This window comes from Ensifer sp., assembly GCF_035999135.1.
Lineage (GTDB): Bacteria > Pseudomonadota > Alphaproteobacteria > Rhizobiales > Rhizobiaceae > Ensifer.
The window spans coordinates 1-19,320 of record NZ_DASYGZ010000143.1; the positions used below are offsets into that span (position 1 = coordinate 1).

Below are 19,320 nucleotides of genomic sequence, written 5' to 3' on the forward strand. Positions count from 1 at the left end.
AGGCGGAGGGGACCATCCTCGCGGAGACACAATGTCCGGACTTGCCCTTCAAAACGTCGTCAAGGAATTCGGAGCCTTCAGGGCCGTCAACAATGTCGACCTGACCGTGCCACACGGAACCTTCGTCTGCATGCTCGGACCGTCCGGCTGCGGCAAGACCACGCTGCTTCGCATGATCGCCGGCCTTGACCTGCCGACCGGTGGGGCGATCCGGCTCGACGGCGAGGACATCACCCGTGTGCCGACGCACAAGCGCAATCTCGGCATGGTGTTCCAGTCCCTGGCGCTGTTTCCGCACCTGACCGTCGGCGAAAACATCGCCTATCCGCTGCGCATCCGCGGGGTCGCCAAGGAAGACCAGAGGAAGCGCGTCGACGAACTGCTGTCGATGATCCATCTCACCGGCTATGCCGACCGCCCGGTCGCCAAGCTCTCCGGCGGCCAGCGCCAGCGCGTGGCGATTGCCCGGGCGCTGTCGATCTCGCCGAAACTCTTCCTGCTCGACGAGCCGCTGTCGGCGCTCGACGCCAAGCTGCGCGAAGCGATGCAGGTGGAGCTGCGGCAATTGCAGCAGAAGCTCGGCATCACCACCATCGTCGTCACCCACGACCAGCGCGAAGCTATGACCATGGCCGATACCGTCGTCGTCATGAGCGGCGGCGAAATCCGCCAGGCCGCTTCGCCGATCGAGATCTATCGCCGCCCGGCCGACAGCTTCGTCGCCGACTTCATCGGCCAGACCAATTTGCTCGAGGTTGCCGCCGACAGCGCCGGCCGCGCCGAGGTGCTCGGCCAGATCGTGCCCGGCCTCAGCCTGCCAGCGGGCGCCAACAAGGGCACGCTCTCGGTTCGCCCCGAAGACGTGCACCTGACCGCTCCCGGCGCCGGTGCGCTCACCGGCAAGGTCACTTTCGTGCGCGATCTCGGCGGCACGATCGAAACCTTCGTTGACATTTCGGGCCGCCAGATCGTCGCCGTCTCCACACCGCGCGCCCGGCCCGACGTCTCGGTCGGCCAGGAGGTCGGCATCGCGCTCACCCCCGATGTCTGCGTGGTGCTGAAGAAATGAGACGCGAACCGCCCCAGACCCTCGGCGACTATCTGCCGCTCCTCTTTCCCGCAGCAATGCTGACGATCTTCTTCGTCGTGCCCTTCGGCACGATGATCGCCGTCAGCTTCTTCCAGCGCCAGCAGGGCGGCTTCTATACGCCGGCCTTCGTCTTCGACAACTATGAGCGCTTCCTCTCGGTCTTTTTCGGCGGCGTGCTCGGCTTCTCGCTGATGCTGGCTGTCATCGTGGCCATCTGCTGCGTCGTGCTCGCCTTGCCCTTCACCTACATGCTGACGCGCATGGCGCGGAAGGTTCAGGTCGTCTGGCTGGTGGCGCTGCTGTCGATCCTGTCGCTGTCTGAAGTCATCATCGGCTTTGCCTGGTCGACGCTGTTTTCGCGCACGGCGGGGATCACCAACATTCTCGTCGCGCTCGGCATCATGGAGCAGGCCAAGGCCCTGACGCCCAGCTTCGGCGCGGTTCTGACCGGCATGGTCTACCAGGCTTTCCCCTATACGGTGCTGGTGCTCTTCCCGGCGCTCGTCCGTCTCGACCCGACACTGACGGAAGCCGCCCGCACGCTCGGCGCCTCGCCGCTGAAAGCGTTCTTCACCGTGGTCGTGCCGGCGCTGCGCAACACGATTACCGCGACCTTGATCATGGTCTTCATCTTCGCGCTCGGCTCCTACCTGTTGCCGCAGCTTCTCGGCCGGCCACAGCACTGGACGCTGTCGGTGCTGATTACCGACCAGGCAATATACCAGTCGAACATGCCTTTCGCCGCCGCCATGGCCGTGTTCCTCGTGCTGGTGACGCTCGGCCTCGTGGCGCTCACCGTGATTGCCGGACGCAAGGGAGAAGCGGCATGACCTCGATCTTCCGCAAGGCTTATTTCTTCCTGATAGGCCTCTTTCTGTCGCTGCCGCTGATCGTCGTCGCCGGCGTCTCAGTCAACCAGAAGCAGACGCTCGCCTTTCCGCCACAGGGCTTCTCGCTCTCCTGGTATGGCGAGATCTTCCTCAATCCGGAATGGCGCAACGCGCTCTTCGCCTCGGTGACGCTGGCGGTGCTGTCGGCTGCGCTTGCGGTGGCGATCGCGCTGCCGCTCTCCTGGTTCCTGTGGCGCCGCATCGCCCCCTGGGCGAACATCTTCCAGGTGCTCGGCGTCGCACCCTTCACGCTGCCGCCGGTCATTACCGCGCTGGGCATGCTCACCTTCTGGGCGACGGTCGGCTTTTACGGCCAGCCCTGGACGGCGGTCGTCAGCCACGCGATCTTCTTCGTGACGCTGCCGCTGGTGACGCTGTCGCTCGGCTTCACCTCCATCGACCGCTCGCTGGTCGAGGCGGCATCGACCATGGGGGCCGACGAGCGCACGATCTTCCGCACCGTCGTGCTGCCGCTGATCTTGCCCTATATCGTGTCGGGCTATGCCTTCGCCTTCGTGCTGTCGCTCAACGAATACATCGTCGCCTACATGACGGTCGGTTTCACCGTCGAAACCCTGCCGATCAAGATCTTCAATGCGCTGCGCTACGGCTACACGCCGACCATGGCGTCGGTGACGATCCTCTTCGTCACGACGGCTGCGGTGATCTTCGGTCTCGTCGCCCGCTTCGGCGACCTGCCGAAGCTGCTCGGCGCCATGTCGTCGGATGGAAAATGATGAAGCTTGCAGCTTTCCAGATGCAATCGGCGGCGGGTGATACCGCCGCCAATCTCGACCGGATCGCGCGCGCCGCCAAGGAGGCTGCGGCAGAAGGCGCGACACTCTTGCTGACGCCCGAGCTCGGCATCACCGGCTACGGCGCCGGCGAGGCGCTGACGGCGCTTGCCGAGGCGCCGGACGGTGCGATCGTCCAGCGTCTCAAGGCGATTTCGCTTGAGACCGGCGTCGCTGTTATCGCCGGCTTTGCCGAGCGCGACGGCAAGGACGTCTACAACAGCGCCGTCTATGTCGACGGCGAGGCGACGCCGGTCGTCTACCGCAAGTCCCATCTCTATGGCGACTACGAGCGCGCGATCTTCAAGAGACCGGAAACGTCGACCCGGCTCTTCGTGCACCGAGGCGTCACCTGCGGAATGCTGATCTGCTACGACGTCGAATTTCCGGAAAACGTGCGGCGGCTGGCGCTTGCAGGCGCCGAGGCCGTGCTGGTGCCGACGGCGCTGCCGGCCGGCTGGTCCGGCGATTTCATCGCCGAGCACATGATCCAGACGCGCGCCTTCGAAAACCAGGTGTTCGTCGCCTATATCAACCATCACGGCTCGGATCCGCTGTTCTCCTTTGCCGGCCTGTCGCGCATTGCGGCACCTGATGGCCAATTGCTCGCCAAGGCCGGGGCAGGGCAGGAAGCCTTGCTCATCGTGGATATCGATCCTCAGGCTTATGCCATCTCGCGCCTTGAAAACACCTATCTCGGCGATCTCAATCGGCGCTAAGCGCGCGCCGATTGGTCGCTCCGCGAGAACATTCCGTTCTTGATTGGTCCCCTGTCGGAAACGATGCGGCATCCCATATTGTGCCCAACAGCAATGCCAACGCATTGGAGGCAATCATGAGCTTGCAACTGACTGGGATCCATCACCTGACGGCGATCACCGCCAACGCGCCGGAAAACCTGCGCTTCTACACCGAAGTGCTCGGGCTGCGGCTGGTCAAGAAGACCGTCAACCAGGATGACACCACCGCTTACCATCTTTTCTACGCTGACGGTCGAGCCACGCCCGGAACGGACCTGACCTTCTTCGACTGGCCGGTCGGGCGTGAAGGTCGCGGCACCCACAGCATTTCGCGCACGGGCCTTCGGGTCGGCAGTGCTCAGAGCGTGGGCTGGTGGAAACAGCGCTTTGCCGATCTCAAGGTTACGGCGGGTGAGGTCGTCGAGATCGACGGCCGCATCTCGCTCGACTTCGAGGACGGCGAGGGCCAGCGCTTCCGGCTGATCGATGATGGCGGACTTGAGCCTTCGCACCCGTGGGAGAAAAGCCCGGTTGCGAGCGAACACCAGATCAAGGGCCTCGGTCCGATCACGATCAGCGTGCCCGATATCACCAACACCGAGCTCGTCCTGACGCATGTCATGACCATGAGCAAGGCACGCACCTATCCATCGCCGGATGGTGAGGGCGAAGTGCATGTCTTCACCATGGGCGAAGGCGGGCCTGCTGCCGAACTGCATGTTGCGGTCCAGCCGGGTCTGCCAATCGCCCGGCAGGGCGCTGGTGCCGTTCACCACGTCGCCTTCCGGGCGCCGGATAATGCGGCACTGACGGAATGGACCGAGCGGCTGAACGGCTTCCGCCTGCCATCGAGCGGCGAGGTCGAGCGTTACTACTTCCGCTCGCTCTATTTCCGCGAGCCGAACGGCGTGCTGTTCGAGATCGCGACCGACGGTCCCGGTTTTGCGGTCGACGAGCCGATGGAGACGCTCGGCGAAAGCCTGTCGCTGCCGCCGTTCCTGGAGCCCAAGCGGGCCCAGATCGAGGCAAGGCTGAAGCCGTTGAAGTAACACGACAAAGAAGCCGGGGATTTCCCCGGCTTCTTTCGTTTTATCTTGCTGATCCCGTTTGAATATAGGCGCGGAGCCATGATGATGGCCTTATGCATAAGGCAGACGCATTGAAGGGATCAGTTGCAATGACAAGAATTCTCGGCATATCCGGCAGTCTGCGCAAGGCGTCGTTCAACACCGGACTGATGCGGGCGGCAGCAGTCGGTGTGCCAGACGGTATAGAATTCGAGACCGCGACCCTGCACGGCATTCCGCTTTATGACGGTGACCTCGAGGCCGAGGGCGGCATCCCGGAGGCGGTGACGGTGCTCAAGCAAAAGGTGATCGCCGCCGATGGCGTCATCCTGTTCACGCCCGAGTACAACAATTCGATCCCCGGCGTGTTCAAGAACGCCATCGACTGGCTGAGCCGGCCGTCGGCCGATATCGCCAGGGTGTTTCGTGGCCGACCTTTCACTCTTGCCGGCACATCGCCCGGCAATTTCGGCACCATCCTCAGCCAGAACGCCTGGCTACCGGTCATGCACACGCTCGGCGCCGAACTCTGGTCCGGCAAGCGATTGATGTTGCCCAAGGCCGATACGTTGTTCGATGCCGAGGGCAAGCTCAAGGACGAGGCCGCGCACGACCGGCTTGCGGCTTTCGTCAAGGCGTTTGCGGATCATGCCAAAGCGGCGAAGGCCGTTTGATTCGACGCGTCGAGTGACCCTGCAGCGGCAGCTGCCAACTGGCATAGCTCATGCTCGGGTCAAGCCCGGGCATGACTGAGCAGGGGAAACGGAACGTCCGGCTGCCGCTCAAAGGCCTTTTTCCACCAGCCACTGCTGAACGGCCGCAATATCCGGCGCGCCGATCTCGTGGCCCATGTCCAGCTCGACCGCTTTCAGATCGGCGCCGGTGCGGGAAAGCTCCGCCTCAAGGCGCGGCGCGAAATCGCCATAGCTGTCGTGCTGGCCCGTCAGAAGCAGCACGTTCGTGCCGGAGAGATCAGGCGGCGGCATGTCGTCGAGCACGAGCATCGAGCGCATCAAGACGACATTGCGGAGCAGCCCGGGATGCAGCAGCATCACCGCCACCAAGAGGTTGGCGCCGTTGGAATAGCCGATGAAGACGGTCTTCTCGAGATCGATGCGGTAGCCGTCGCGGGCGCCCTCGACAAAGGCGGCGAAGGCTTCGGCTTCTGACCGGACGTCCCTCTGGTCGAAGGTGGTCGGCGAATAGCGGCGGAACCAGCGTGGCGTTCCTTCCTCGTTCGACCGGCCGCGAATGCCGACGAGCGTTGCCTGCCGGTCGACCTGGTGGGCGAGGTGGAGAAGCTGCGTTTCGTTGGCACCGCTGCCGTGCAGCAGCATGAAGGTGCGGTCATCCAGCGTCTCGGGATGGTAAAAGCGGTGCACGAAGGGCAGGTCGCGTTCCGTCAGCCGCGGCTCGCCCGGCAGCGCGAACTGCGGCATGGCGAGCAGCATTTCTTCTCTCGCGGCGCTGAAATGCGCGGGAACGAAGAGTTCGGTGCCGAGCGTTTCCTTCGGCTCGTCGATGGCAAAGCCAGGGCCGTCGCTCGCGAGTTCGTAAAGCGAGCCGCCGGGTTCGCGCACATAGAGCGAAAAGAAATACTTGCGGTCGTGGGCGTTGATCTCGCCGGCGCCATCGCGTTGCAGATCGTCGCGTACCCGTTCGACGGCGGCCCGGTCAGGCGCGCGGAAGGCGATATGGTCGATGGTTCCGGTGCCGGGCGCCGAAGTCCAGAATCCGGTCGCATTGCGCACGTCGATGATGTCGCCGGAGGCCGAGACGAGGCGGCGGATCGTGTCGGTGCTACCGGTCTCGGCATAACCGAAATGCGATGTGAGGAAACGGACGGAATCCTCAGGCTTTTCAGTGAGGAGCGTCGCACCGCGGAGGCGCCGGATCGCGTCTTCCTCAGGGATATCGCGGGTGCTCCAGGGGGCTGCCGCTTGCACCGCTTCGGTACCGACCAGCTTGACGATGACGCCGTCCGGGTCCTTGAGGCGCAGCACCGGTTCGCCGAATTCCTGCGACGGCCCTGACGTCGCGATGTTGTACTGCAGTGCTCGCGTCAGCCAGAAGCCGATGCTCTCCGGGCGGATGGCGAAAGAGATCTCGCTCGGCTGGCCGTGGCCGACGCGTCCGCGTCCGCCATCCTCCCACATCAGGAAGGTGACGAGCGAACCGGGTGAACCTTCGGCGTCGCCGTAAAAGAGGTGCAACTGATTGGCGTCCTCATAGCCTCCGGTGCGCTTGATGAGCCGCATGCCAAGGAAGCCGACATAGAAATCGACGTTTGCCTGCACCTTCCGGGCAATCAGGGTGATGTGGTGGATGCCGCTCGTCATCGTCATTTCCTCATTGATTTGCCTCCACAAAACACGATGCGCCGCGCCGGCGCCAGAAGCGCTGGCGAGAACGCTGTGTTTGCGTGCGGAGATCAGTCGCGATCCTGTTCAAGGAACGCCTTGAAAGCGTCGCCATATTTGGGATGCCAGCGCGACAGCGGCGGGCGGTTCTCGACGATATCGCCGGCGGCCCAGAGGATGCGTCGCTCGTCGGTCGCACGCGGCACGTCGTTGTCCGGGCAAAGGATGTAGAAATCGCCGCGCGCCAGGCTTTCCATCATGAACTCGATCGTCTGTTCCGAGGTCCAGGCGCCATCAGGCTTTTCACTGCGGCCACCGGACGTCAGCCCGGTATAGACGAAACCGGGGATCAGCAGATGGGCGTGAACCTGGCTTCCGGCCGTATTGCGCAACTCGTGTTCGAGCGCCTCGGTAAAGACCTTCACGCCGGCCTTGGAGACATTGTAGGCCGGGTCGCCCGGCGGCGTGGTGATGCCCTGTTTCGAGCCGGTGTTGATGATGACCGCCGGCTTGCCGTGGGCGATCATTCCGGACGCGAAAACCCGTGACCCGTTGATGACGCCCCAGAGATTGACCCCGAGCGTCGCCTCCCAGGCGGCAAGCGGACCCAAGATCGCGCTGCCCGGCTGGATGCCGGCGTTGTTCATCAGCACGTGCACGTCGCCGAAGCGCTCGCGCGCCGTACGTTCGAGCGCTTCGATCTGGTCGATGCGCGAGACGTCGGTCGCGATCGCCGCGACGGACGCCGTGCCCGCGGCCGACAGCGCCGCGACTTCGGCCACTGCCTTGTCGAGCTTGTCGCCCGCAAGGTCGGCAAGCACGACGCGCATTCCGAGGGAGGCGAAGCGGCGCGCGGCGGCAAGGCCGATGCCGGAGGCAGCACCGGTGACGACGGCGAGAGCATCTGGGGCGAAGGCAGGATGGGACATGACGGAACTCCTGTGGCGGGATCGCGTGCAAGAGATAGGGCGCGGGAGGGCCCCTGTCCATCGCCACCGCAGGCTCGAGGCGTGCGAAAATCCGTTTGTTTTCAAGACCGTCCCTTGTCGCGCGAAGCGTCGGCGCTACTTGCAGTTTTGGACGACCGAATGGATCCTGCGGACGGAACGATGAACGAAACAGCGACCCGGAATGAAAAGCGCACCCCGTGCGAGAACTGTCCCTTGCGCAAGCTGGACCATTTTCGCGCCTTTACCAACGAGGAGCTGGCGTTCGTATCGCAATTCAAGACCGGTGAGCTTGCCGTCGACAGCGGCGCGACCATCCTGGTCGAGGGCGCTCATAGCGCGCACCTCTTCACCGTGCTGACCGGTTGGGGGTTTCGCTACAAGATGCTGGACGACGGTCGCCGCCAGATCCTGAACTACATCATGCCTGGCGACCTGATCGGTCTGCAGGGCAGCCTCATGGGCGAGATGCAGCATTCCATCGAGGCGCTGTCACCGGTGACATTGTGTGTCTTCGAGCGTGGCAAGCTCAACCGACTGTTTGCGAGCTACCCCGAACTTGCCTACGACCTCACCTGGATCGCCGCGCGCGAGGAGCGAATCCTCGACGAGAACCTTCTCAGCATCGGTCGTCGCTCGGCGCTCGAGCGGGCCGCCTATCTGCTCGCCTTTCTCTACCAGAGAGCGGAAGTGCTTGATCTTTTCGGCAACAGCCGGGTCGCCATTCCCGTCACCCAGCAGCATGTCGCCGATACGCTGGGCCTTTCGATCGTTCACACCAACAAGACTTTGAAAAAGCTCGCAGAGCGGGGATTGATCCGTTGGGCCGACAAGGGCTGCAACGTGCGCGATATCGACGGCTTGCTGGCGATATCGGGCTGGGAAGGGCTGAAAGAGCCGAAACGGCCTTACATTTGAGGCAGTGAGGACGCCGATGCAGCCGCATCGGCGTCCTCTGTTCCTCTGCTCACGCGGCGACAATCGCCCGCAGCATCCACAGGGCCTTCTCGTGGAAGTCGAGGCGTTCGGTCAGCATGTCGGTCGTCACCAGATCGCCATTGTCGTCGGCCTTGGTGCCGGCATCGCGCAGGTGGCGTGCCGCCGCTTCATGATCGACGATCAGATCGGCCACCATGTCGGCTGCGGAGGTGTGGTTGACCGACGCGGCACTCGGCGCGAACGTCTTGGCTTCTGCAAGCTTGGCCGGAGCGAGATGGCCAAGCGCGCGGATCCGTTCGGCGATGATGTCGGTCGCCTTGAACAGCGCGTTGTAGTGTTCTTCGGTCAGTTCATGCAGCGGCTTGAACAGCGGGCCGACCACGTTCCAGTGATAGATGTGGCTCTTGATCACCAGCTTGTAGGTGTCGGCGAGAATATCCGAAAGCGCTGTTGCCATCTGCTGGCGGTAGGCCTTCGTCAGGCCGATATCGAATTCCTCGTCCTTGACCTTGGGTTTCAGCACGGCGGCTGTCTGTTTCATGTCTCCGGCTCCAGTTCTGTCTTTGAAAACGTCGAGCGATGGCGACCGGCGCAGTGTCCGGCGCTCCTTGTTGAACGCCGCGGGGAAGCAGTTGTTCCGATTGAAATGCGAGGCGCTTCACATGTCTTTTTTAAATGCCAGGAGGGGGCGACGGGACGTAAAGTCGGTGAGTTGACCGACGAGCACCATCGGGAGGCGTGAAACGGTTTCTCTTCGAACCCGTGCCACCCCGAGCGGATCGTTTCATGGTTCAAGTGAAACGGTCGAGGCAATCAGGGCATCGTCACCCCACGTCAAAGATGGAGCGCATGGTATGGCCGAGTTTCCACCGTCTGTCCGGACGGTTCTCGTACTCGAGGACAATTTTATCATCGCCATGGACGTTGAAGAAATTCTCGCCTCGCTCGGAGTACCCAAGGTGACGATTGTCACGAATGCGAACCAGGCAATGGAACTTCTGGCCCTGCACGACTTCGATTTTGCAATCCTTGATGTCAGTCTCGGCGATCACACGAGTTTCGGCGTTGCTGAAGCCATGCTCGCCCGCGGTTTGCCGTTCGGCTTCACCAGCGGCTACGGAGATCTGGAGGATTTCCCGGTGCATCTCCGGCATATCCCCCGTATCGACAAGCCCTTCAACGAAATATCGATCGGTCAGCTCGTCGCGGCCGGAACGCGTTTTGGGGCGGAATAGCGCAGGTGTCGCGAGGTACGGATCGAGAGGATCACGGCTTGCCGCGCGAAACGAACCAGGGGTTGGCGAAGTCGCTGTCGTCTTTCTGGTTGCGTTTGCCGTAGGTAAGCGGCGTGCCGTCCATCATCAGCGTTTCTCCGCCGGCGGCCCGAAGGATCGCGTCGCCCGCGGCCGTGTCCCATTCCATCGTGCGGCTGAAGCGCGGGTAGACGTCGGCAATGCCTTCGGCGAGAAGGCAGAATTTCAGCGACGAGCCGACGGTTCGATAGTCTGAAATGCCGTGTTCCTTCAGATAGGCCGTGGTTTCGGCGCTGTTGTGCCAGCGGCTGGCGAGCCCCACCATGCGATCACCACAACTGCGGCAGCCGATGACGGTCTCGTCCGAAAGACGAAAGGTGTCGTCGATCACGGCTTTCACCGCTTTTCCCTGGCTTGCCGCATAGAGGATGCCGAGCGCAGGCGCATAGACGACGCCCGCGACCGGCGCACCGTTCGTAATCAGCGCGATGTTGACGGTGAAATCGTCGTTCCGGCTGATGAACTCCTTAGTGCCGTCGAGCGGGTCGACGAGGAAGAAGGACGTGCCGGCAATCTCTGGTACGTGTCCGGCCGAAACCGCTTCCTCGGCGATGACAGGAATGTCCGGGAACGCTTCGGCGAGATCGGCAAGGATAAGGCGCTCGGCCGTCGCATCGGCGTCGGTGACTGGCGAACAGTCCGGCTTGTAGGTGATTTCCGGCCCGGCATTGTAGATGTCGAGAATGGCCCGACCCGCCGTTATCGCCGATTTTTGCAGTGTTTCCAGCATTCGCCCAGTTCTCTCGGTCTATCGGCACGCCCATAGCACATCGGGAGGAAGAATGTACCCGTGCCTTTGATATGGCCATTCCTTCCAAGGTCAAGTGACCGTGGCGCGCGGGTCGCAGCGCTCAAGGTTTTTTGCAACTGCGAGAGGCTTTGCGTCTTTGCTTCCGCCTGCGGCCTGTGCAAATGTGCCGACGCAACTCACCTGGATGCCTTCATGCGTTATTCCGCTCTCTCGCTCGTCAGGAATGCCCTTTCCGGAAACCTGAATTGGAAACCGCACTGGCGCCAGCCGCAGCCGAAACCGCACTATGACGTGATCATCATCGGTGGCGGCGGACACGGTCTTGCGACAGCCTATTATCTTGCCAAGGAATTCGGCGTGAAGAACGTCGCTGTTCTCGAGAAGGGCTATCTCGGCTCGGGCAATGTCGGCCGCAACACCACGATCGTGCGCTCCAACTACATGCTGCCAGGCAACGAGCCCTTCTACGAGTTCTCGATGAAGCTCTGGGAGGGGCTGGAGCAGGACCTCAACTACAACGTCATGCTGTCGCAGCGCGGCGTCATCATGCTCTACCACAGCGACGGCCAGCGCGACGCCTATATCCGTCGCGGCAACGGGATGTGGATGGAGGGCGTGGCGGCCGAGCTCATCGAGCGCGAACAGTTGAAGAAGATGATCCCCTTCCTCAATTACGACCACGCCCGCTATCCGATCCTCGGTGGCCTGTTGCAGCGCCGTGGCGGCACGGCAAGGCACGATGCGGTTGCCTGGGGTTACGCGCGCGGCGCCGACCAGCATGGGGTCGACATCATCGAACATTGCGAAGTGACCGGCATCCGCCGCGAAAACGGCGTCGTCACCGGTGTCGAGACGACCAGGGGCTTCATCGGCTGCGGCAAGCTGGCGCTGGCCGCAGCCGGCAATTCGTCGCGCGTCGGCGAGATGGCCGACCTCAAGCTGCCGCTCGAAAGCCATGTGTTGCAGGCCTTCGTCACCGAGGGGCTGAAGCCCTGCATCGATCACGTGATCGTCTACGGCGGCGGGCATTTCTACATTTCGCAATCGGACAAGGGCGGCCTCGTCTTCGGCGCCGAGATCGACGGCTATTCCTCCTATGCCCAGCGCGGCAATCTGGCGACGGCCGAGCACGTGATGGAGGAGGGGGTGACGATGATCCCCGGCCTGTCGCGCGTCAGGGTGCTGCGCGCCTGGGGCGGCGTCATGGACATGAGCATGGACGGCTCGCCGATCATCGACCGCACCTCGATCGACAATCTCTACCTGAATTGCGGCTGGTGCTATGGCGGCTTCAAGGCGACGCCGGCGTCCGGCTACTGCTTCGCCCATCTGATCGCCAGGAACGACACCCACCCGGTGGCCCGCGCGCTCAGGCTCGACCGCTTCGCGCGCGGCTATGCCGTCGACGAGGCCGGCGCCGGCCCGCAACCCAACCTTCACTGAACACTGCCTGGCGGCGATCCGGCCGCGCGGAACGAACGGGAAGCCGACCCAAGGCTTCAGGACACGGAAAGACCATGGCAAGCCTGATTACCTGCCCGCATTGCGGGGTGCGACCGAAGGAAGAGTTCGCGATCCGCGGCGATGCATCGCTCAGCCGTCCGGAACCGTTCGACACGGACGAGGCCTGGCACGACTATGTCTATGTCCGCAAAAATCCGCGCGGGCGCACGCAGGAGCACTGGCATCATATCGCCGGCTGTCGCCGTTTCCTGGTCGTCGAGCGCGACACGGCCAGCCACGAAGTCTATTCGGTCGTCGATGCCGCCGTCTTTGCGCGGAGGGCTGCTGGATGACCGGCCATCGTCTTTCGTCCGGCGGTCTCGTCGACCGCAGCACGTCGCTCTCATTCACCTTCGACGGCCGGCCTCTGAGGGGCTTTGCAGGAGATACGCTCGCTTCGGCGCTGCTTGCCAATGACCAACTGCTCGTCGGCCGCAGCTTCAAGTATCACCGGCCGCGCGGCATCGTCAGCGCCGGCCCCTCCGAACCCAACGCGCTCGTGACCATCGGGGCGGGTGCGCGCACCGATGCAAACACCAAGGCAACGGTCGCCGAACTTTATAGCGGCCTGACGGCAAAGAGCCAGAACCGCTGGCCGTCGCTCGGTTTCGACCTCGGGGCGGTCAACGGCGTCCTGTCTCCGGTCCTCGGCGCCGGCTTCTACTACAAGACCTTCATGTGGCCGAAACCCTTCTGGGAACGGGTCTACGAGCCCTTCATCCGCCGCGCCGCCGGCCTTGGCCGGGCGGTGCTCGAGCGTGACCCTGAAGCCTATGAGAAGTCGTGGGCGCATTGCGACCTGCTCGTCGTCGGTGCGGGTCCAGCCGGCCTGATGGCGGCGCTGACCGCTGGCCGCGCCGGTCTCAGGGTCATCGTCGCCGACGAGGATTTTCGTCCGGGCGGCGCGTTGCTGTCGAGCAGCGAGACGATAGACGGGGCACCGGCCTCGGCCTTTGCGGACCGCACCGTTGCCGAATTGCAGTCGCTGACCAACGTGACGCTGCTTTCGCGCACGACCGTGTTCGGCTGGTACGACGACAATGTCTTCGGCGCGATCGAGCGGGTGCAGAAACATGTGGCCGAACCCGCGCCGAACCGCGTGAGCGAACGGGTCTGGCGCATCGTCGCCAGGCGTGCGCTGCTTGCGACCGGCGCCGAGGAGCGGCCGGTCGTCTTCGGCGGCAACGACCGCCCCGGCGTGATGATGGCGGGTGCGATGACAACCTATGCCGAACGCTTCGGTGTTGCGGCTGGCAAACAGGTCGCGATCTTCACGAGCGGCAGCGCCGGCTATCAGACGGCGCGTGCACTTGCCGCCAAGGGCATTTCGATCGCGGCGATCGTCGATGCCAGGGCCGAGGCCGACGACCGGGCGCCGGACGGTGTCCGCGTCATCCGTTCGGCTTCGATCGTCGATACCAGGGGCAGGCAGCGCCTCAAGGGCATCGTCGTCGAGCGTTCCGGTTTCGAGGAACTGATCGCCTGCGACGCGCTCGGCATGTCCGGCGGCTTCAGTCCCGTCGTGCATCTTGCCTGCCAGCGCGGCGCAAAGCCCGCCTGGTCGGACGCATTGAAGGCCTTCGTTGCACCCGACGTCGGTGATGGCCTGCGCCCCGTCGGCGCGGCAAACGGCGTCTACACCCTTTCCGGCTGCCTCGCCGATGGCGTGGCGAAGGCCGCAGCGATTGCGGTTGATCTGGGCTTCGACGGTGCTGCGGACACCGCGCCTATGGTCGAAGGCGAGGAGACGCCATCGTTTCACGCGCTCTGGTACGTGCCGGGTGCAAAGTCGAAAGCCTTCGTCGATTTCCAGAACGACGTGCATGCGAAGGACCTCGGCCTGGCCGTGCGCGAAGGCTTCGGTCATGTGGAGCACGCCAAGCGCTACACCACCAACGGCATGGCGACGGATCAGGGCAAGCTCTCCAACATCAATGCCGCCGGCATCCTGGCGGGCATGCGTGGCGTCAGCCCGGCCGAGGTCGGCACCACCACATTCCGACCCTTCTACACGCCGGTTTCCTTTGGTGCGCTCGCCGGGATGGCGCGCGACGAACACGCGGTGCCGGCGCGCAAGTCGCCGCTGCACGGCTGGGCGTTGAAGAACGGCGCGACCTTTGTCGAAGCGGGGCTCTGGCACCGCTCGGCCTGGTTTGCCCGTGGCGGCGAAAAGACCTGGCGCGAGAGCGTCGACCGCGAAGTCCTGAACGTGCGTGCGAATGTCGGCCTTTGCGATGTGTCGACGCTCGGCAAGATCGAACTTTTCGGGCCGGATGCGGCTGAGTTTCTCAATCGGCTCTATTGCAATCCGGTTCTCAAGCTGCCGGTCGGCAAGGCGCGCTATGGCCTGATGCTGCGCGAGGACGGCTTCGTCTTTGACGATGGCACGGTGAGCCGTCTTTCCGACGAACATTTCTTCGTGACGACGACGACGGCGATGGTCGGGCCCGTGATGGCGCACATGGAATATTGCGCCCAGGCGCTCTGGCCGGAACTTGCGGTCCGGTTTACCGCCTCGACCGACCAATGGGCGCAGATGGCGATTGCCGGGCCGAAGGCGCGCCTGGTGCTGCAGCAACTCGTCGACGAGGACATTTCCGACGGGGCCCTGCCATTTCTTGGCGCCCGCAAGATGGTCCTGAAGACAGGGGTTTCGGCGCGGCTTTTCCGTATTTCCTTTTCCGGCGAGCTCGCCTTCGAGCTGGCGGTGCCGGCAGGCTACGGCGAAGCGGTCGCCGACCAGATCATGGAGGTCGGCCGCCCGCAGGAGATCTGCGCCTATGGCGTGGAGGCGCTCAACGTTCTGCGCCTGGAAAAGGGGCTTCTGACACACGCCGAATTTGATGGTCGGGTGACGCCCGACGATGCCGGCCTCGGACGCATGGTGTCGATGCAGAAGACCGATTTCATCGGCAAGCGACTGTCGAGCCGTTATGGCCTGACGGCCGCCGACCGCATGCAGCTTGTCGGCCTGAAGCCGGTCGATGCCGACAAGGACATGCGCGCGGGCGCGCATCTGCTCAAGGAGGGCACGAAGCCCTCGACGCTGAACGATCAGGGCTGGGTGAGTTCGGCCGGCTTCTCGCCGGTGCTCGGGCACACCATTGCGCTTGCATTCCTGAAGTCCGGGCGTGAGCGTTATGGCGAAAAGGTCGTGGTGTTCGACAAGCTGCGCGATCAGGAGACGATCGCCGAGGTCTGCGATCCGGTGTTCGTCGATCCGCAGAACGACAAGCTGAAGGCCTGAGGAGGCGGTCATGGTTCGCGACTACAACAACCGCCACGCGCTGGAACAGAAATTGCGCTCCGCTCCGACGTCTGCGATGGCCGATCACCTGACGGTCGGCCATTGGCGAACGGTCGCCACGGTGCTCGCGCGCCCCGGCGAGGAAGACAGAGTGGCCCGAGCGATTGCGTCCGAGCCCGAGCTTTCGTTGCGTTACGCCGCCCCGGGCGAATGGCTTGTGGTTTCCGAGGCCGAAGCGCCGAGCGGGCTTGTGCGGCGGATCGAGGAGCTCTGCGGCGAGGGCGCCTACATCGTTGACCAGAGCGACGGACGCGTCGTCTTTCGCCTATCCGGACCCAATGGCCGTCGAATCCTCGCCAAGGGTATCGGCGTCGATCTGCATCCCGACGGATTTTCGCTCGGTGGAAGCGCCAATGCGCTTTGCGGCCACATCCCGGTCAATCTCGCGCGGACCGAAGAGCACGTTTTCGAGCTGATCGTTCAACGCAGCTTCGCCGAAGCGCTGTTCGACGACCTCCTGCGGATGGGACGGGAATTCGAATTGACGGCGGCCTTCGCCGACTGAAGCGCGCGCCGCGATTGCGGGCAAAACCAGCCTTTTGGTGACCTCCTCGGCAAATGCGGCATCGAATGCCGCAAACGGGTCGCCGATCCGCCAGCAAACGGCGGAAATGGACAAGCGCCCTTCGCAGCCGTGGCTTTATCGCCGCCGACTTTCTGACTAGGCTTCCCATGTTCGCCGGGTGCGACTTCCCGCGGAGGAAGCCGGGCGATCGCCGTGCTTGAACTTCTTCCTGACAATTTGGCCACGCCTTCAAGGGGACGTGGGAAGACGGAGTGTACGCATGAAAAGCCATGCCAAGGTCGTCGTCATCGGCGGTGGTGTCGTCGGTTGTTCGGTGCTCTATCACCTGACGAAGTTTGGTTGGACCGATGCGGTCCTGCTGGAGCGATCGGAGCTCACTTCCGGCTCCACCTGGCATGCGGCCGGCGGCATGCACACGATCAACGGTGACCCGAACGTTGCCAAGCTGCAGAAGTACACGGTCGAACTCTACAAGGAGATCCAGGACTATTCCGGCCAGGATGTCGGCCTGCACATGACCTCGGGCATGATGCTGGCGGCCACCAAGGAACGCTTTGACTGGATGAAGTCGATCCTCGCCAAGGGCCGCTACATGGGGCTTGAAGCCGAGCTTCTGACGCCGAAGGAAGCGCATGACCTGATGCCGCTTCTCGACCCCGACCAGTTCGTCGGCGCCGTCTTCGATCCGGTCGAGGGCCATCTCGATCCCTATGGCACCACCCATGCCTACGCCAAGTCGGCGAAGAAGAACGGCGCGGAGATCTATCTGCACACCAAGGTCGAGGACCTGGTGCAGCGCGAGGACGGATACTGGCGGGTGATCACCAACCAGGGCGAGATCGTTGCCGAACATGTCGTCAACGCGGCGGGCCTCTGGGCGCGCGAAGTGGGTCGTATGGTCGGTCTGGAACTGCCCGTGCTTGCCATGGAGCATATGTATCTCATCACCGAAGACATGCCCGAGGTGATCGAATTCAACCAGACGCGCGGCAAGGAGCTGATGCATTGCGTCGATTTCGACGGCGAGATCTACCTGCGCCAGGAACGTCAGGGCATGCTGATGGGCACCTACGAGAAGGCGTGCCGGCCCTGGTCGCCAGTGACCACGCCCTGGGACTTCGGCCATGAACTTCTCGCCGAAGACATCGATCGCATCTCGCCGGAACTCGAAGTCGGCTTCCGGCACTTCCCGGCCTTCAACAAAGCCGGCATCAGGAAGGTCATCAACGGCCCCTTCACCTTTTCGCCTGACGGCAATCCGCTGGTCGGCCCGGTGCGGGGCCTCCGGAACTTCTGGTCGGCGTGCGCGGTCATGGCCGGCTTCAGCCAGGGCGGCGGCGTCGGACTGGCGCTTGCCAACTGGATGATCGAGGGCGATCCGGGCTTCGACGTTTTCGCGATGGACGTGTCCCGCTATGGCGACTTCGCGACGCTTGCCTATACCAATGCCAAGGTGCGCGAGAACTATTCCCGCCGGTTTTCGATCCGCTATCCAAACGAGGAATTGCCGGCGGCAAGGCCGCTGTTGACCACGCCGATCTACGACCGGCTGAAGGCGGAGGGCGCGGTGTTCGGCGCCTCCTATGGCCTGGAAAGCCCGCTGTGGTTCGCGCCCGAAGGCGTGGAAGACGCCTTCTCCTGGCGGCGCTCGACCGATTTCGAAACGGTCCGCGCCGAGGCGAGGGCTGTCCGCGAGGGTGTCGGGCTGATGGAGACCTCAGGCTTTGCCAAATACGCGATCAAGGGCAGCGGTGCAGAAGCCTGGCTTGACCGGATCCTTGCCTGCCGCATTCCGTCGACCGGGCGCATGGCGCTGGCGCCGATGCTGAAGCACGACGGCAAGCTGATCGGTGACTTCACGCTGGCAAAGCTCGGCGAGGGGGACTTCCTGCTTGTCGGATCCGGCATCGCCGAGGATTACCATATGCGCTGGTTCGAAGCGCATCTGCCGGATGATGGGTCCGTTTCGCTGAAGCCCCTTAAGCTCGAACTGGTGGGCCTGTCGATCGCCGGGCCCAAAGCGCGCGACGTGCTCGCCGGCCTTACACACCTCGACGTCTCCGATGCCGCGTTCCCGTTCATGGACATCCGGCGGATGGACCTCGGCATGGCGCCTGCCATCGTCGGCCGCGTCAGCTACACCGGCGACCTCGGCTACGAGATCTGGATGAAGCCGGAGTACCAGCGTTATCTCTTCGACCTGCTGATGGAGAAGGGGGCGGCCTCAGGCATCCGGCTGTTCGGCCTCAGGGCGCTCAATGCCCTGCGCGTCGAAAAATCCTTCGGCAGCTGGGCACGCGAGTACCGACCGCTCTACGGGCCGGTCGAGGCCGGGCTCGGTCGCTTCGTTGCCACCGCCAAGGCGGCGGATTTCATCGGCAAGGCGGCGGCGATCGAAGAGAAAAAGGACGGCGGCGCCCTCAGGCTTCGAACCTTCCTGATCGAGGCGAAGGATGCCGATGTCATCGGCGACGAACCGATCTATCTCGACGGGGTCGTGCGTGGCTGGGTAACCTCGGGCGGCTATGCGCATACCAGCGGCGTCTCGGTCGCCATGGGCTATGTGCCGAAGGAAATCGCCGACAGCGATGGCAACTGGTCGATCGAACTGCTCGGCGAGATTCTGCCGGCGCGCCTTCAGGCGAATCCCCTGTTCGACGCGGATGGGCGGCGCATGCGCAGCTGATACGCGAAATGCTGTGCCGGCCTGCCATCTGGACGCTCAGGTCGGCACAGCATTTCCCGGGCTCTTACGACTAAAGTTGATGAATTCACGGGCGGAAGCTGCGGAAATTTTGAATTTTCTGGCTTTAAAAGCGCCAAATCGATTTTATCGACGAAGATTTTGACCATCCCGCGTTTTTTAGCTTTTCTTTTCGTTTGAAAGAGGTATGGAATCGATCAAACACAACGCTCAAAATGAGCTCAAAAAACAAGAGACCGGACCTTCAAGGATCTGGTCCAGGGGAAGATTGATGGAGTATTTCGTCCAGCAGCTCGTCAATGGGCTGACTCTTGGGTCTATTTATGGTATGATCGCAATCGGTTATACCATGGTCTACGGCATCATTGGCATGATCAACTTCGCCCACG

Annotated in this window: 18 protein-coding genes; 14 read left to right on the forward strand and 4 right to left on the reverse strand. The window is 63.3% G+C overall.

The window, feature by feature from the left end; translation table 11 throughout:
• The first annotated feature begins 31 nt into the window (after nucleotides 1-31).
• From VGO12_RS17265 to VGO12_RS17290, 6 genes are all read left to right on the forward strand, one after another.
• Nucleotides 32-1,069, forward strand: a complete 1,038-nt coding sequence (locus tag VGO12_RS17265) for an ABC transporter ATP-binding protein (protein WP_327513975.1) — start codon at nucleotides 32-34, stop codon at nucleotides 1,067-1,069.
• Nucleotides 1,066-1,920, forward strand: a complete 855-nt coding sequence (locus tag VGO12_RS17270) for an ABC transporter permease (protein WP_327513976.1) — start codon at nucleotides 1,066-1,068, stop codon at nucleotides 1,918-1,920. The genes VGO12_RS17265 and VGO12_RS17270 overlap by 4 nt, the downstream gene beginning before the upstream one ends.
• The gene (locus tag VGO12_RS17275) at nucleotides 1,917-2,717 is read left to right on the forward strand and encodes an ABC transporter permease (protein ID WP_327513977.1); all 801 of its coding nucleotides are present in this window, start codon (nucleotides 1,917-1,919) and stop codon (nucleotides 2,715-2,717) included. Before VGO12_RS17270 ends, VGO12_RS17275 begins: the two co-directional genes overlap by 4 nt.
• Nucleotides 2,714-3,493: a carbon-nitrogen hydrolase family protein gene (locus VGO12_RS17280; RefSeq protein ID WP_327513978.1), complete on the forward strand. Its 780-nt coding sequence runs from the start codon at nucleotides 2,714-2,716 to the stop codon at nucleotides 3,491-3,493. The genes VGO12_RS17275 and VGO12_RS17280 overlap by 4 nt, the downstream gene beginning before the upstream one ends.
• A 116-nt stretch (nucleotides 3,494-3,609) precedes the next feature.
• Nucleotides 3,610-4,563, forward strand: a complete 954-nt coding sequence (locus tag VGO12_RS17285) for a ring-cleaving dioxygenase (RefSeq protein WP_327513979.1) — start codon at nucleotides 3,610-3,612, stop codon at nucleotides 4,561-4,563.
• A 128-nt stretch (nucleotides 4,564-4,691) separates the two neighbouring features.
• Nucleotides 4,692-5,255: an NADPH-dependent FMN reductase gene (locus tag VGO12_RS17290; RefSeq protein WP_327513980.1), complete on the forward strand. Its 564-nt coding sequence runs from the start codon at nucleotides 4,692-4,694 to the stop codon at nucleotides 5,253-5,255.
• Nucleotides 5,256-5,363: 108 nt separating this feature from the next.
• Here the strand turns inward: VGO12_RS17290 and VGO12_RS17295 are convergent, their stop codons facing one another.
• Both VGO12_RS17295 and VGO12_RS17300 read right to left on the reverse strand, forming a co-directional pair.
• Nucleotides 5,364-6,920 carry a VOC family protein gene (locus VGO12_RS17295; RefSeq protein WP_327513981.1) on the reverse strand — a complete coding sequence of 519 codons (1,557 nt, stop codon included), beginning with the start codon at nucleotides 6,918-6,920 and terminating at the stop codon, nucleotides 5,364-5,366.
• A 92-nt stretch (nucleotides 6,921-7,012) separates the two neighbouring features.
• The gene (locus VGO12_RS17300; protein ID WP_327513982.1) at nucleotides 7,013-7,870 is read right to left on the reverse strand and encodes an SDR family NAD(P)-dependent oxidoreductase; all 858 of its coding nucleotides are present in this window, start codon (nucleotides 7,868-7,870) and stop codon (nucleotides 7,013-7,015) included.
• A gap of 180 nt (nucleotides 7,871-8,050) precedes the next feature.
• On the opposite strand from VGO12_RS17300, the gene VGO12_RS17305 reads away from it, so the two are divergent.
• The gene (locus VGO12_RS17305; RefSeq protein WP_327513983.1) at nucleotides 8,051-8,806 is read left to right on the forward strand and encodes a Crp/Fnr family transcriptional regulator; all 756 of its coding nucleotides are present in this window, start codon (nucleotides 8,051-8,053) and stop codon (nucleotides 8,804-8,806) included.
• Between the two features lie 49 nt (nucleotides 8,807-8,855).
• On the opposite strand, the gene VGO12_RS17310 is transcribed toward VGO12_RS17305, so the two are convergent.
• Nucleotides 8,856-9,368: a DNA starvation/stationary phase protection protein gene (locus VGO12_RS17310; RefSeq protein WP_327513984.1), complete on the reverse strand. Its 513-nt coding sequence runs from the start codon at nucleotides 9,366-9,368 to the stop codon at nucleotides 8,856-8,858.
• A 313-nt stretch (nucleotides 9,369-9,681) separates the two neighbouring features.
• Here VGO12_RS17310 and VGO12_RS17315 point away from each other — a divergent pair, with 313 nt between their 5' ends.
• Nucleotides 9,682-10,062 (forward strand): response regulator, encoded by a 381-nt coding sequence (locus VGO12_RS17315; RefSeq protein ID WP_327513985.1) that lies wholly within the window; start codon nucleotides 9,682-9,684, stop codon nucleotides 10,060-10,062.
• A 31-nt stretch (nucleotides 10,063-10,093) separates the two neighbouring features.
• Here VGO12_RS17315 and cysQ read toward each other — a convergent pair whose 3' ends face one another.
• The gene (gene cysQ / locus VGO12_RS17320) at nucleotides 10,094-10,870 is read right to left on the reverse strand and encodes a 3'(2'),5'-bisphosphate nucleotidase CysQ (protein ID WP_327513986.1); all 777 of its coding nucleotides are present in this window, start codon (nucleotides 10,868-10,870) and stop codon (nucleotides 10,094-10,096) included.
• Nucleotides 10,871-11,083: 213 nt separating this feature from the next.
• Between cysQ and VGO12_RS17325 the strand changes: the two genes are divergently transcribed.
• The 6 genes from VGO12_RS17325 to VGO12_RS17350 all read left to right on the forward strand — a co-directional run.
• Nucleotides 11,084-12,334 carry a sarcosine oxidase subunit beta family protein gene (locus VGO12_RS17325; RefSeq protein ID WP_327513987.1) on the forward strand — a complete coding sequence of 417 codons (1,251 nt, stop codon included), beginning with the start codon at nucleotides 11,084-11,086 and terminating at the stop codon, nucleotides 12,332-12,334.
• A 74-nt stretch (nucleotides 12,335-12,408) separates the two neighbouring features.
• Nucleotides 12,409-12,687, forward strand: a complete 279-nt coding sequence (locus VGO12_RS17330; protein WP_327513988.1) for a sarcosine oxidase subunit delta — start codon at nucleotides 12,409-12,411, stop codon at nucleotides 12,685-12,687.
• Nucleotides 12,684-15,641 carry a sarcosine oxidase subunit alpha family protein gene (locus VGO12_RS17335; RefSeq protein ID WP_327513989.1) on the forward strand — a complete coding sequence of 986 codons (2,958 nt, stop codon included), beginning with the start codon at nucleotides 12,684-12,686 and terminating at the stop codon, nucleotides 15,639-15,641. Before VGO12_RS17330 ends, VGO12_RS17335 begins: the two co-directional genes overlap by 4 nt.
• A 10-nt stretch (nucleotides 15,642-15,651) precedes the next feature.
• Nucleotides 15,652-16,206, forward strand: coding sequence for a sarcosine oxidase subunit gamma (locus VGO12_RS17340; RefSeq protein ID WP_327513990.1), 555 nt, complete (start codon nucleotides 15,652-15,654; stop codon nucleotides 16,204-16,206).
• 280 nt (nucleotides 16,207-16,486) lie between these two features.
• Nucleotides 16,487-18,913, forward strand: coding sequence for an FAD-dependent oxidoreductase (locus VGO12_RS17345; RefSeq protein WP_327513991.1), 2,427 nt, complete (start codon nucleotides 16,487-16,489; stop codon nucleotides 18,911-18,913).
• A 205-nt stretch (nucleotides 18,914-19,118) separates the two neighbouring features.
• Nucleotides 19,119-19,320 (forward strand): ABC transporter permease subunit (locus tag VGO12_RS17350; protein ID WP_414650738.1); only part of this gene is annotated, 202 nt, incomplete at its 3' end.